General features: G+C 63.6%; 14 protein-coding genes and 1 tRNA gene. 11 read left to right on the top strand and 4 right to left on the bottom strand.

Features of this window, described 5'->3' with window-relative positions:
* The first annotated feature begins 23 nt into the window (after window positions 1–23).
* From amaB to AC1DOG_RS12145, 5 genes are all read left to right on the top strand, one after another.
* Window positions 24–1,562 carry an L-piperidine-6-carboxylate dehydrogenase gene (gene amaB, locus AC1DOG_RS12165; RefSeq protein WP_477928287.1) on the top strand — a complete coding sequence of 513 codons (1,539 nt, stop codon included), beginning with the start codon at window positions 24–26 and terminating at the stop codon, window positions 1,560–1,562.
* Window positions 1,563–1,642: 80 nt separating this feature from the next.
* Window positions 1,643–2,632, top strand: a complete 990-nt coding sequence (locus AC1DOG_RS12160) for an Ldh family oxidoreductase (protein ID WP_477928285.1) — start codon at window positions 1,643–1,645, stop codon at window positions 2,630–2,632.
* Between the two features lie 136 nt (window positions 2,633–2,768).
* Window positions 2,769–3,800, top strand: coding sequence for an iron ABC transporter substrate-binding protein (locus tag AC1DOG_RS12155; RefSeq protein WP_477928283.1), 1,032 nt, complete (start codon window positions 2,769–2,771; stop codon window positions 3,798–3,800).
* A 59-nt stretch (window positions 3,801–3,859) separates the two neighbouring features.
* Window positions 3,860–5,521 carry an ABC transporter permease gene (locus tag AC1DOG_RS12150; protein ID WP_477928281.1) on the top strand — a complete coding sequence of 554 codons (1,662 nt, stop codon included), beginning with the start codon at window positions 3,860–3,862 and terminating at the stop codon, window positions 5,519–5,521.
* The gene (locus tag AC1DOG_RS12145; RefSeq protein ID WP_477928279.1) at window positions 5,518–6,555 is read left to right on the top strand and encodes an ABC transporter ATP-binding protein; all 1,038 of its coding nucleotides are present in this window, start codon (window positions 5,518–5,520) and stop codon (window positions 6,553–6,555) included. Before AC1DOG_RS12150 ends, AC1DOG_RS12145 begins: the two co-directional genes overlap by 4 nt.
* A 37-nt stretch (window positions 6,556–6,592) precedes the next feature.
* Here the strand turns inward: AC1DOG_RS12145 and AC1DOG_RS12140 are convergent, their stop codons facing one another.
* From AC1DOG_RS12140 to AC1DOG_RS12130, 3 genes are all read right to left on the bottom strand, one after another.
* Window positions 6,593–7,921: a glucoamylase family protein gene (locus AC1DOG_RS12140; protein WP_477928277.1), complete on the bottom strand. Its 1,329-nt coding sequence runs from the start codon at window positions 7,919–7,921 to the stop codon at window positions 6,593–6,595.
* A 97-nt stretch (window positions 7,922–8,018) separates the two neighbouring features.
* On the bottom strand, window positions 8,019–8,444 hold the full coding sequence (locus AC1DOG_RS12135; protein ID WP_477928275.1) for a type II toxin-antitoxin system HicB family antitoxin: 426 nt from the start codon (window positions 8,442–8,444) through the stop codon (window positions 8,019–8,021).
* A gap of 167 nt (window positions 8,445–8,611) precedes the next feature.
* Window positions 8,612–8,686, bottom strand: a tRNA-Gly gene (locus AC1DOG_RS12130).
* 255 nt (window positions 8,687–8,941) lie between these two features.
* Here AC1DOG_RS12130 and AC1DOG_RS12125 point away from each other — a divergent pair.
* The 6 genes from AC1DOG_RS12125 (at window position 8,942) to AC1DOG_RS12100 (ending at window position 12,120) form a co-directional block, all read left to right on the top strand.
* Entirely contained in the window at window positions 8,942–9,451 is a 510-nt protein-coding gene (locus tag AC1DOG_RS12125; RefSeq protein ID WP_477928273.1) for a prolyl-tRNA synthetase associated domain-containing protein, read from the top strand.
* 53 nt (window positions 9,452–9,504) lie between these two features.
* Window positions 9,505–10,503 carry a thioredoxin gene (gene trxA, locus AC1DOG_RS12120; protein ID WP_477928271.1) on the top strand — a complete coding sequence of 333 codons (999 nt, stop codon included), beginning with the start codon at window positions 9,505–9,507 and terminating at the stop codon, window positions 10,501–10,503.
* Between the two features lie 124 nt (window positions 10,504–10,627).
* Complete coding sequence (locus AC1DOG_RS12115) at window positions 10,628–11,299, top strand: LON peptidase substrate-binding domain-containing protein (protein WP_477928269.1); 672 nt, start codon at window positions 10,628–10,630, stop codon at window positions 11,297–11,299.
* A 10-nt stretch (window positions 11,300–11,309) separates the two neighbouring features.
* The gene (locus AC1DOG_RS12110) at window positions 11,310–11,498 is read left to right on the top strand and encodes a Trm112 family protein (RefSeq protein ID WP_018901898.1); all 189 of its coding nucleotides are present in this window, start codon (window positions 11,310–11,312) and stop codon (window positions 11,496–11,498) included.
* 86 nt (window positions 11,499–11,584) lie between these two features.
* Complete coding sequence (locus tag AC1DOG_RS12105; RefSeq protein WP_477928267.1) at window positions 11,585–11,857, top strand: hypothetical protein; 273 nt, start codon at window positions 11,585–11,587, stop codon at window positions 11,855–11,857.
* Entirely contained in the window at window positions 11,854–12,120 is a 267-nt protein-coding gene (locus AC1DOG_RS12100; RefSeq protein WP_477928265.1) for a hypothetical protein, read from the top strand. Before AC1DOG_RS12105 ends, AC1DOG_RS12100 begins: the two co-directional genes overlap by 4 nt.
* A 9-nt stretch (window positions 12,121–12,129) precedes the next feature.
* Here the strand turns inward: AC1DOG_RS12100 and AC1DOG_RS12095 are convergent, their stop codons facing one another.
* Complete coding sequence (locus AC1DOG_RS12095; protein WP_477928263.1) at window positions 12,130–13,344, bottom strand: ubiquinone biosynthesis hydroxylase; 1,215 nt, start codon at window positions 13,342–13,344, stop codon at window positions 12,130–12,132.
* Between the last annotated feature and the right edge of the window lie 31 nt (window positions 13,345–13,375).

Genomic DNA, 13,375 nt, shown 5'->3' with positions numbered 1-13,375 from the left:
ACAATAAGGTTGGAACCACGACAATGACCATCGAAACGCTCGATCTCGCCACCGAAACCAAGACCCTGCTTGCCAAGCTCGGCGTCAGCGCCGACCGCTTCACCGGCGGCACGCTGCGGGTGACGTCGCCCGTGACAGGCAAGGAAATCGGCGCGCTGAAGGAAGTGTCGGTCACTGATGCCAAGACCGCGATCGACAACGCCCACAAGGCGTTTCTCGAATGGCGCGCCGTTCCGGCGCCTAAGCGCGGCGAGCTTGTGCGCCTGCTCGGCGAGGAACTGCGCGCGGCCAAGACCGAGCTCGGCCGGCTGGTGTCGATCGAGGTCGGCAAGATCACGTCGGAAGGCCTCGGCGAAGTGCAGGAAATGATCGACATCTGCGATTTCGCCGTCGGCCTGTCGCGTCAGCTTTACGGCCTGACGATCGCCACCGAACGTTCCGAGCACCGGATGATGGAAAGCTGGCACCCGCTCGGCGTCGTCGGCATCATCTCGGCCTTCAACTTCCCAGTCGCCGTCTGGTCGTGGAACGCGGCGCTGGCGCTGGTCTGCGGCAATTCCACCGTCTGGAAGCCGTCGGAAAAGACGCCGCTGACCGCACTTGCCACGCAGGCGTTGTTCGAAAAGGCGCTGAAGCGCTTCGTCGCCGAAGGCGGCACCGCGCCGGCCAATCTCTCGACGCTTCTGATCGGCGGCCGCGATGTCGGCGAGGCGCTGGTCGATCATCCGAAGGTGCCGCTGGTTTCGGCCACGGGCTCGACTGCCATGGGCCGCGCCGTCGGTCCGCGCCTGTCGCAGCGTTTCGCCCGCGCCATCCTCGAACTCGGCGGCAACAACGCCGCGATCATCTGCCCGACGGCTGATCTCGACCTGACGCTGCGCGGCGTCGCCTTCTCGGCCATGGGCACCGCCGGCCAGCGCTGCACCACGCTGCGCCGCCTGTTCGTGCATGAGAGCGTCTACGACGCGCTGGTTCCGCGTCTGCAGAAGGCCTACGGCTCCGTCAGCATCGGCAATCCGCTGGAAGCAGGCACGCTCGTCGGTCCGCTGATCGAYAGCCAGGCTTACAAAAACATGCAGTCGGCGCTGGAGCAGGCGAAGGCTGCGGGCGGCAAGGTCACCGGCGGCGAGCGTGTCGAAAACGGTGCGACTGACGCCTTCTACGTGCGCCCGGCGCTGGTCGAGATGCCTGCGCAGACCGGTCCGGTCGAGAACGAGACCTTCGCGCCGATCCTCTACGTCATGAAGTACAGTGATTTCGACGCGGTTCTCGAAGACCACAATGCCGTGCCGCAGGGCCTGTCGTCGTCGATCTTCACCAATGACATGCGCGAAGCCGAAACCTTCGTCTCGGCACGCGGGTCCGATTGCGGCATTGCCAACGTCAACCTCGGCCCATCGGGCGCGGAAATCGGCGGCGCGTTCGGCGGCGAGAAGGAAACCGGCGGCGGCCGCGAGTCGGGCTCCGACGCATGGCGCGCCTACATGCGCCGCACCACCAACACGATCAACTACGGCAAGACGCTGCCTTTGGCGCAGGGCGTGAAGTTCGACGTCGAATAAGCACCGCGATCAATTGCTGCATTGCAGGAAGGGCGATAACGTAACCGCGTTATCGCCTTTTTTCATTTCGCAGGTCCTTCATGCATCTGACACTCGCCGCCGCTGAGACCCTGGTTTTCGATGGGTTGACCAGAAACCGGGTGAGCGAGGCGAATGCCCGTTCGGTCGCCCGCGCGCTTGTGGCGGCGGAAGCCGCCGGGCAGGGCGACCACGGGTTGCGGCGCGTCGAGGCCTATTCGAAGCAGGCGAAGGCCGGCAAGGTCGATGGCTTCGCGACGCCATCCCTCTCACGCCCGCTACCCGCCGTCGTGCAGATCGACGCCAATCACGGATACGCTTATTCGGCTATCGATCTCGCGCTGTCCATCGTTCCCGAGATCGCGCGCGAGCAGGGCATCGTTGCCGTCGCCTTCCGCCGCTCGCATCACGCCGGCGTGCTGGCGCTCACCGTCGAGCGTTTCGCCGAGATGGGGCTGGTGGCGCTGATGGTCGCCAATGCGCCGGCCTCGATGGCGGCCTGGGGCGGCCGCAAGCCTGTGTTCGGCACCAATCCGATCGCCTTTGCCGCACCCGTGCCGGATGCCGATCCCGTTGTCATCGACATGGCGTTGTCGCGGGTTGCGCGTGGGAAGGTGATGGCGGCCAGGCAGAAGGGCGTACCGATCCCCGACAACTGGGCCTTCGACCGCAATGGCCAGCCGACCACCGACGCCGTCGAGGCCTTGGCCGGCACCATGATCCCATCTGGCGAGGCCAAGGGCGCGGCGCTGGCGATGATGGTCGAGATCATGGCCGGCGCGCTCACCGGCGCCAACTTCTCCTTCGAGGCCTCGTCGCTGTTCGACGATCAGGGCGATGCGCCGGCGCTCGGCCATATGCTCATCGTCATCAATCCCGCTGCCACCGGTGGCGCGGTTGCCGCCGCGCGTATGGGCCGGCTCGCCGAGGAAATCACATCCGATCCCGATGTCCGGCTACCCGGCCGTCGCGGCCAGAACGCCCGGCGCGCGGCGATCGAAAACGGCATCGACGTCGAGGACGATTTGATCGCACTTATCCGGTCGCTCTAGAACCGTTCTAAAATATACCAATTATTTCAAGCCTTTGTGATGCCCTGCCGGTCGCCTAAACTTGAAATCGAGTGCCAAGGAAAATATACCGCTGCAATATCATGGATACCGTAGATGAAATGCCATGGAGGGCATCATGACCGTCTCCCTTAATCGCCTCTCGCAGGCCGCCGCGTTCGGCGCCATGCTTCTTGCCGCGACATCGCTCGCTTCGGGCGCCAAGGCGCAGGAGGAGGAGTCCGAAGGGATCGTCGTCTACAACGCCCAGCACCAGAGCCTCGGCCAGGAATGGGTGGACGCCTTCACCAAGGAAACCGGCATCAAGGTGACGATGCGGCAGGGAAGCGACATGCAGTTCGCCAACCAGATCATCCAGGAAGACGAGGCGTCGCCCGCCGACGTGTTCCTCACCGAGAATTCGCCGGCGATGACTTTGGTCGATGCCGCCGGCCTGTTTGCGCCGATCGACAAGGCAACGCTTGACCAACTGCCGGAAGAGTTCCGTCCGAAGGACGGCATGTGGGCCGGGATCGCGGCGCGCTCCACCGTGTTTGCCTACGACAAGACCAAGCTCACCGAGGACAAGCTGCCGAAGTCGATGATGGATCTCGCCGATCCGGCCTGGAAAGGCCGCTGGGGCGCTGCCCCTGTCGGCGCCGATTTCCAGGCGATCGTCAGCGCGTTGCTGCAGCTGAAGGGCGAGGAGGCAACGGCGGCCTGGTTGAAGGCGCTGAAGGAAAACGCAACCTCCTACAAGAGCAACACGGTTGCCATGAAGGCGGTCAATGCAGGCGAGGTCGAGGGCGCGATCATCTATCATTACTACTGGTTCGGCGATCAGGCGGCGACGGCTGAAAACAGCAAGAACGTCGCGCTGCACTACTTCAAGAACCAGGATCCGGGCGCCTTCGTCAGCCTCTCGGGCGGCGGCATCCTGAAGTCGAGCCAGCACCAGAAAGAGGCGCAGGCCTTCCTGAAGTTCATCACCGGCAAGGCCGGGCAGGCGATCCTGAAGAACGGCACCTCCTATGAGTATGCCGTCGGCAAGGGTGCTGCCTCCAACGACAAGCTGGTGCCGATGGCCGACCTGCAGGCGCCTGCGGTCGATGCGTCGCAGCTGAACAGCAAGAAGGTGGTCGAGATGATCACCGCCGCAGGCCTGATCTAACGGCTGCAGCGGGCAGCCAGGGCAAAACTGTTGCTTTTGCCTCAAGAAAACTTTAGGCCATGACGATACACGGCAACCGCTTGTTCAAGGCGGTTGCCTTCCTTTTTCAGCGTGTCAAAGGCGCGGCCTTGCTGCAGGACAATAGATTGCTTGCTTCCGAGATGCCGGCGGCGCGGCCGACGGCAGGACTGGCGCGACCGCGCCGGGGCATGCCCTATGCGCCGGTCGTCGTCTTCGCCGCCATCGTCGCGCTGTTCAGCCTCGTTCCCCTCGGTTTCATCGGCTGGATCACCGTCGATGTCGGCTGGGAAACGGTGAAGCAGCTGGTGTTTCGTCCGCGTGTCGGCGAGCTGCTCGTCAATACCGTTGCTCTCGAAGTCATCACCGTGCCGCTGTCGATCGTGCTGGCTGTAACGCTTGCCTGGATCACCGAGCGCACCGATGTTCCCTTCGCCAGGCTCTGGGCCTGGCTTGCCGTGGCGCCGCTTGCCGTGCCGGCCTTCGTGCATTCCTACGCCTGGGTGAGCCTCGTGCCGGGCATGCGCGGGCTGCAGAGCGGCGTCTTCGTCTCGGTGCTCGCCTATTACCCGTTCCTTTATCTTCCCGTCGCAGCGGCCCTTCGCCGGCTCGATCCGGCGATCGAGGATGCTGCCGCCTCGCTCGGGCTCGGGCCCTGGGCGGTGTTCTTCCGTACCATCCTGCCGCAGCTGAGACTTGCTATCTGCGGCGGCTCGCTTTTGATCGCGCTGCACCTGCTGTCGGAATACGGGCTCTTCGTGATGATCCGCTTCGACACGTTTGCGACCGCGATCGTCGATCAGTTCCAGTCGGCCTATAACAGCCCGGCCGCCAATATGCTCGGCGGCGTGCTGGTCGCCTGCTGCCTGCTTCTGCTCGCGATCGAGGTGCTGGTGCGCGGCAATGAGCGCTACGCCCGCGTCGGTTCCGGCTCGGCGCGCCCGGCCGATCGCCGTCGTCTCGGCTGGTTCGCGGTGCCGGCTGTGCTTCTGCCCGTTGTCGTCGCGGCGCTGACGCTCGGCGTTCCCTTCGTCACGCTGGTGCGCTGGCTCTATCTCGGCGGCGCCGGCATATGGCGCGTCGAGGTGGGCAATGCCTTCGTGCAGTCGATCGTGCTGGCGCTTGCCGGCGGTATCCTGGCGACGATCGCCGCCGCCCCCATGGCGTGGCTCTCGGTGCGTGCGCCGGGCCGCGTGCAGCGCGTGCTGGAGGCCTGCCATTATTATGTCGGCTCGCTGCCTGGCGTGGTCGTGGCGCTGGCGCTGGTGACGATCACCGTGCGCCTCGTGCTGCCGCTCTACCAGACCTTCGCGACGCTGCTGCTCGCCTATATCCTGCTCTTCCTGCCGCGCGCCATGGTCGGCCTTCGTGCCAGCATCGCGCAGGCGCCGGTGGAACTGGAGCGCGCCGCGATGGCGCTTGGGCGCACGCCGGGGCAGGCGGTGCGGCAGATCACCATGCGGCTTGCAGCCCCTGGTGCTGCGGCCAGCATCGCGCTGGTGGCGCTCGGGATCACCAACGAACTGACCGCGACGCTGATGCTCTCGCCCAACGGTGTCGAGACGCTGGCCACGAAATTCTGGTCGCTGACCAGCGAGATCGACTACGTCGCTGCCGCGCCTTACGCCTTCATGATGGTCGTGCTGTCGCTGCCGCTGACCCTTCTTCTCCATGCTCAATCGAAACGGACTGCCGGACAATGACGCTGCTTACGATCGAAGGTGCCAGCAAGCGTTACGGTCAGGTGCAGGCGCTCGACAACATCTCGCTGGAGGTGACGGCGGGCAGCCGCACGGCGGTGGTCGGCCCGTCCGGCTCCGGCAAGACGACGCTCTTGCGCATCATCGCGGGCTTCGAGCAGCCCGATCAGGGCCGCGTCACGCTCAACGGTGAATTGCTGGCCGATGGGCCGGCGGCGGTGCCCGCGCACAAGCGCGGCATCGGCATCGTCTCGCAGGAAGGCGCGCTGTTTCCGCATCTCGACGTCGCCGGCAATATCGGCTTCGGCATTGCCCGTGGCGCTGATAACCGCGACAAGCGGGTGCTGGACCTGCTCGACATGGTCGAGCTTGATCGCGGCATGCTCACGCGCCGCCCACACCAGCTCTCCGGCGGCCAGCAGCAGCGTGTGGCGCTGGCGCGCGCGCTCGGCCGCGAACCGCGGCTGATGCTGCTCGACGAACCATTCTCGGCGCTCGACACGGGCCTGCGCGAAAACATGCGCAAGGCGGTGGCCCGCATGCTGCAGGCGGCCGGCATCACCAGCATTCTTGTCACCCACGACCAGGCCGAGGCGCTGTCCTACGCCGATCAGGTGGCCGTTCTGCGCGATGGCAAGCTTGTGCAGGCCGGATCGCCGCAGTCGCTCTATTTGGCGCCGCGCGATCGCGAGACGGCGCTGTTTCTCGGCGATGCCGTGATGCTGCCGGCGATCATCCGCAACGGCCATGCCGATTGCGCGCTCGGCCATGTCGCCGTCGACAGCCAGCATCAGGGCAAGGTCGAGATCATGCTGAGGCCCGAACAGATCCGCGTCGTCACCGACAGCAGCGAACAGCCTTATGGCGGGCGTGTCGTCGAGGTGGATTTCGGCGGCGCGACCTGCACGGTTGCCGTCTCGCTCGACGGCGTGGCGCTGCCGCCGATCCTGATCAAGACCTCCAGCGTGGCGCTGCCTTCGCGCGGCGACCGGGTGCGGCTGGAAATTGCCGGAAAGGCGCATGTGTTCGTGCGCTGAGGGTTATCCTCTGGGCTCGCCCATCCGCTAAACGCCGTCAGGCGATCTTGAGCTCTTCGTCTTCCGCGTCGTCTTCCAGCCAGCCGCCGGTAAAGCCTGCGCGTTCCAGGCCGGTGCGGATGATGTCGGACTTGCGCATCAGGCTCCAGATAAAATCGGAGCGATCGTTTTCGATCGACATGACAAGCAGCCCCTGGTCGATACCGACGCAGCGGTCGTCCACCCACCCCTCCGGTCCCGCCGTCTTGACTGAAGGGTTGAAGCCACCAGGAAAACGGCCCTCGTAGCAGAGGTCGGGATAGGCCTGGAGCAGCGCCCGCGTGCCTGAAATCGCCGCTTCGCGGTCATAGGGCAGGGCGGCGAGCGCGCACCAAGGGGCAAGCGTTCCATCATCGGGGCCGAGTGGCGCGCCTCGGGCGGCGTAGCCCAGCACGCTCGGGCGCCGGTCGCCATGGCGGCTGCGCGATGGTGGTGGACCGTCGGAGGCGGACAGGCCCCAGACATCCCTGGAATAGCCGATGAAATGGCCGGGGTTGCGCTCGGCGTAGTCGCGCTGCACCTCGATGCAAATCTGCGTGTTGCGGAAGTAATCGCTGTCGCGCGCCGCCATCGGCCTGTCGCGGATGCCGCGAAAATCGATCCAGGCGTGCGAGAAGAGGTGGATGAAGAAGGGCCCGGCATAGAGATAGCACTTCTCGTCGAAGAGCATCCACGAGTAGCTCGAGGTGAAGGCGTCGTAGCTCGATTGCGGGATCGGGTGCGTGGGCGAGGCGAGCGCCAGCGTGTAGAGCAGCACCGCCTCGTCATAGCCCTGCCAGCGCCAGCGCAGGAAGCCGCTTGATGGCTTCCAGCCCATGCAGATGGTCTCGCCCTTGTTCAGCGCCCAATGCCAGTCGATGCGCTCGTAGATCAGCGTCGACAGCCGACGGATCTCGGTCTCGGCCTCGTCGTCGCCATCGAAATAGGCGGCTGCCGTCAGCACGCCGGCGACGAGCAGCGTCGTGTCGATGGTTGAGAGCTCGCTGTTCCAGGCGCGGTGGCCGGTGTCCATGTGCAGGAAGTGGTAGAAGAAGCCCCTGTAGCCGATCGCATGCCGCTCGCGGCCCTGGTGGCCGTTGGCGAAGAAGCAGAGCGTCGTCGTGGTGCGGGCTATCGCGTCCGCCCTCGTCATCCAGCCGCGCTCGACGGCGACGGTGTAGGACGACAGCGCGAAACCGACCGCCGCGATGCTGCAGGGCACGTTTGCGACCGATGTATCGGCGACAAGCCCGTTATCGGGGTTGGAATGTTTCAGGAAGTAGTTGAACGCCGCCTGCTGCAGCCTGTCGACCAGCGCGGCATCTGTTTCCTCGGTCCGTTGCAGCATCTTCTCCCGCCCAATCGGTTATCCTACCCCTTGCTTCAACATGGGCAGGTGCGATGCGCAAATCAATGTTTTTTGAGGGGTTCGGTTGGGGCGTTGCTCAGGCCGCTTCCTGAACGGAGACCACGATCGTCTTGCCTAGCGCCTGCATCGCCTCCTGCAATGCGCCGATTTTCGAATGATGGTCGGGATCAAGGATGCGGCGGGCCTCGTTTTCCGTCTTGCCCATACGTCGCGCCAGTTCGCGCTTGGAGATGCCGGCTTGTCTGAAGGCTTCGATCACCGCGAGCTTGATCGCGTCCTCGGGATCGACGGCGATAGCAATGCCTGTTTTCGCGGAGGGGACCGGTATTGCGCGGCCGTCCTGAACAATGCCGCGAAGCGCGAGACCGAGCGCTTCTTGCGCGCTGGCGATGGCCTCGTTGCGGTCGCCGCCATGGGTTATCGTTTCAGGAACATCGGCAAAGGTGACGAGATACCCTCCATCGGGATCGGGCTGGATTTCCGCCAAATATACGTATCTCATCCCGTTCTCCATCGCCGAGTGTGCGCACAAAAATGTGCGCGACGCAACGATGGATGCGATGGTGGAGCAGAAGGGGAGGTGTGAACAGTCGGCAATAGGGATGACGACATACGAACAAGGCGCTCTGGAGCGCCTAATGCATCATATTTCTGTCGGTTGGGAAGATTTGGAGCGGGCGAAGGGGTTCGAACCCTCGACCCCAACCTTGGCAAGGTTGTGCTCTACCACTGAGCTACACCCGCTCATAATCCCGACGGCCTGTGGTAGTTAGAGAGGACCGTGGGCGCCACCTTGCGGCGACGGGCGCTATATCGCCCAAACGATTTTCAAATGCAACAGGGAAATGACGGAAAGGCGAAGAAAAATTTGAGAAGCTTTCCCGATCCCACCTAAAATGCCGCAAATGCAGGGAAAAGCGGCGAATAGGCACGTTGCAAAAAAGGGGAGGGAGACGTAATCAGGGGGCGCCTTATCCCAATAGAGTGCTGGAACGAGCCATGACCGAGAAGACGCCGAAGACCGCAGCCGAACTCTACGCCTTTCTCGACGGGCTCGGCATCAAGCACAGCACGAAGACGCATGCGCCGGTGTTCACGGTGGCCGAATCGGTGGCGTTGCGCGACGAGATTCCCGGCGGCCACACCAAGAACCTGTTCGTGAAGGACAAGARGGACCAGTTCTTCCTGCTCACTGTCGAGGAGAATGCCTCGGTCGACCTGAAGACGGTGCACACGCTGATCGGTGCTGCCAGCAAGGTGTCGTTCGGCAAGCCGGAGAAGCTGATGGAGTATCTGGGCGTCATTCCGGGCTCGGTCACGGCCTTCGGCGCGATCAATGATTCCGACCACAAGGTCACATTCGTTCTTGATGCCGATCTCATGAAGGACGAGATTATCAATTGCCATCCGCTGTCCAACGACGCGACCACGTCGATTGCAAGTGCGGACCTCGTCCGCTTCATGGAAGCGACCGGTCACACGCCGCTTGTCTTGAAAGTGACGTCCTGACATACGATTTTAACGCTAGAAAAGCCGGCTGACCGGCGCGGCGGGAGATACTCATGAGCGGCAACGACAATCCCTACAGCAATTCCTTCGGCCAGATGTCGGCAACGGCAAGCTATGGCGGCGCGCCTGCAGCACCGGCTCAGGCAGCGGCACCAGCGCCGATGGCGGCCGGCGGCGGCTATATCAAGGATACGACGACGGCGACCTTCAGCAAGGACGTCATCGAGGAGTCGCGCAACCAACCCGTTCTCGTCGATTTCTGGGCGCCATGGTGCGGCCCTTGCAAGCAGTTGACACCCGTCATCGAAAAGGTGGTCAACGAGGCTCAAGGCCGCGTCAAGCTCGTCAAGATGAACATCGACGATCATCCTTCGATCGCCGGCCAGCTCGGCATCCAGTCGATCCCCGCCGTCATCGCCTTTGTCGGCGGCCGCCCGGCCGATGGTTTCATGGGTGCGGTGCCGGAAAGCCAGATCCGTGAGTTCATCGATCGCGTCGCCGGTCCCGCGGGTGCCGATCAGGCGGCCGAGATCGAGGCCGTGCTCGTCGAGGCCGATGGTCTGCTCGCCAGCGGTGACATCAATGGCGCAGCACAGCTCTATGGCGCCGTCATGCAGGCCGATCCCGACAACGCCAAGGCGCTCGCCGGCATGGCGCAGTGCATGATTTCAGCCAACCAACACGAGCGGGCGCGCGAGGCACTGAACGAACTCCCCGACGAGATGGCGGCGGATCCGGCGATCCAGGCGGTGGTGAAGAAGCTCGAGCAGATCGAGGAAGCCCGCAAGCTCGGCGATCCCGTGGCTCTTGAGCAGGCGCTTGCCGCAAACCCCGACGATCACGAGGCGCGCATGAAGCTCGCCAAGATCCGCAATGTCGAGGGTGCACGCGAGGAAGCGGCCGATCACCTGCTCTACATCATGCGCAAGGACCGCACCTTCGACGACGACGGCGCGCGCCGCCAGCTTTTGCAGTTCTTCGAGGTCTGGGGCTTCAAGGATCCGACCAGCGTTTCTGGACGGCGCAAGCTTTCTGCGCTGCTGTTCTCTTAAGCATCAGCGACATTTCGCCTTTCGGTTTGCCGCCATCGACCCTTGCGTTTTCGATGGGGTACCCCACATTCGTTTAGATGCGGACGTGTGGTTTAGGTCCGCCGATTATGCGGGACGAGTGCCGATGCAAGTGGGGAATGCACGATATCTGAAGAGCGGCGATGTGCCTGACACGATCGCCGTCTTCCCCTTGACCGGTGCGCTGCTGCTTCCCACCGGCCAGCTTCCTCTCAACATCTTCGAGCCGCGCTATCTCGCCATGTTCGACRCGGCGATATCAGGCARCCGGCTGATCGGCATGGTGCAGCCGGCGCTTGGCGAGAGCGACGACAAGAATAGCGACGGCAATCTCAGTGCCGTCGGCTGCGTCGGGCGCATCACCTCGTTTGCCGAGACCGGCGACGGTCGCTACATCGTCTCGCTGACCGGCGTCTGCCGCTTCCGTCTGCTCGACGAGAAGGACACGCACCAGCCTTACCGCACCTTCCGCATCGCGCCGTTCATCTCAGATCTTTCGGCACGCAACGAAGAGGACGCGGTCGATCGCGCGGCGCTTCTCGCCGCCTTCAAGGCCTATCTCGAGGCCAACAAGCTGGAGGCGGACTGGGAAAGCGTGGAGCGCGCCAGCAACATGACGCTGGTCAATTCGCTCGCGATGATGTCGCCCTTCGGCCCAGCGGAAAAGCAGGCGCTTCTCGAGGCGCCGGATCTGAAGACGCGGGCGGAAACGCTGATCGCCATCACCGAGATCGTCCTTGCCCGGGTCTTCGGTGACTCGGACACGATTTTGCAGTAGAAGCGGTCGCATGGACGAAAAACTGAGCCGCGTCGATCCCAAGCTTCTGGAACTGATGGTCTGCCCGCTGACCAAGGGGCGGCTGACGTACGATCGCGAACACAACGAGCTCGTCTCCGAAAAGGCAAAGCTCGCCTACCCGATCCGCGACGGCATTCCGATCATGCTTGTATCGGAAGCGCGCGAGATCGAGGAATAGAGCAAGCCCGTTTCTTTCTGATAAATTCTGTTGCTTCTGCAAATCAAGGTTGCAATTATGCGTGCTGAAGCAATCCGGGCTTTTCCATGGGCGACAGTGAAGAAACAGCGGGCACGAAAAGGCTCGAGCCAGATCTGGTGGAAATAGAAGCGACGAAGTTTCTCGCGAACTTTATCGACCGCGCGGCAACCGCGCTTTTGGTTGGCGGCGTGATATCGCCGTTCTTTACGTCGGCCGGACTTGAGCTGTTGCCGAACGTAGGAAATCCGGCATCCACCGCAGGCGTTTGGATGTTTTGCGCTATCGTGCTACATTTAGTCGGTCATGCCACTCTTTCGAGATTGAGACGCCAACCATGACGGACAGCCTCTACTGGTCGTTTTATCTCGTGCCGCTCGGCGTTACGGCGGCATGTCTTCTTCTTTATGCCGGGCACGGCCTTTACCTTGGCTATCGCAGGCGGCTTAGAGTGGCTCGCGCGTCAGGCAACGCTACGCTTGATTCCAGTCGTATCAAGGCAGCCATGCCCACGCGCGAAGATTGGGGTTGGTTTCCCGTATTCGCAACGGCTTTGATTTTGATCGGCATATTTGTTTTCGCCAGCCGACCACCACTAGCCTGAGGCTACGCCCTAAATCGCCTCGCCCGCCAGCAAGCGCGGGTTGCCCGCCGCTGTCGTGCCGGCGGCCTGGCCGATGAAGTAGGATTTGAGGCCTGGCAGGCGGTCGACGAGGCCGAGGCCGAAGTCGCGGGCGATGCGGATCGGCGCGAGATCGTTGGAAAACAGGCGGTTCAGCACATCGGTGGTCACGCCCATGCGGAAGGTGTCGAAACGGCGCCAGGCCTGGTAGCGCTCGAGAATGTTGATCGAGCCGATATCGAGGCCGAGGCGATCGGCTTCGACGATGGTTTCGGCGAGCGCCGCCACATCCTTGAAGCCGAGATTGAGGCCCTGGCCGGAGATCGGGTGGATGCCGTGGGCGGCGTCGCCTGCGAGCGCCAGGCGCGGGGCGACGAAGGCGCGCGCCAGCGTCAGGCCGAGCGGGAAGGCGCGCTTGTCGCCCACCACCTTCAGCGCGCCGAGCTTGTGGCCGAAGCGACGCTCCAGTTCTTCCTCGAAAATCAGGTCGTCGGAGCGCACCAGCCGGTTGGCGTCAGCCGTCGTTTCTGTCCAGACCAGCGAGGAGCGGTTGTCCTTCAGCGGCAGGATGGCGAAGGGGCCTGAGGGCAGGAAGTGCTCCTCGGCACAGCCATTGTGCGGGCGCTCGTGCTCGACCGTGGTGACGATGCCGGATTGGCCGTATTCCCAATGAACCGTCTTGATGCCCGCCAGATCGCGCAGGTGCGAGCGCACGCCGTCGCAGGCGACGACGAGTTTGGTCTCGATCGTGCTGCCGTCGGAGAGCGTGATCTCGGCGTGGGTGTCGAGCGTCTTCAGGCCGGTGGCGCCAAGGCCGTGGGTGATCTCGATGCCGAGCCGTTCGCAAGCGCCGCGCAGCGCGCCCACCATCGCGACATTCGGGATCATGTGGGCGAAGGGCTTGCCGTCCTCGACTTCGCCATCGAAGGTCAGGAAGATCGGGCGGACGGGATCGGAGGTCTTGGAATCGGTGACGATCATCTTGGTGATCGGCTGCGCGGTCGGCTCGATCTCGTTCCAGATGCCGAAAACGTCGAGCATCTTGGTGGCGGCGGCGATGATGGCGGATGCGCGCGGGTCCTTGCGCCAGACGTCCGCAGGGGCTGCCTCGACCACCGCGACATCAAGATGCGGCGCCGCCTGCTTGACCGCGACAGCCATGGAGAGACCGACATAACCCCCGCCAACCACAAGCATGTCACGCATAACGCCCGTCCCGTTCTTTTAGAATATCCTA

Source organism: Rhizobium sp. 01N48, from assembly GCF_056399145.1.
The sequence above is the reverse complement of the archived record's forward strand: the minus strand, read 5'-3'. Positions and strand labels throughout refer to the sequence as shown.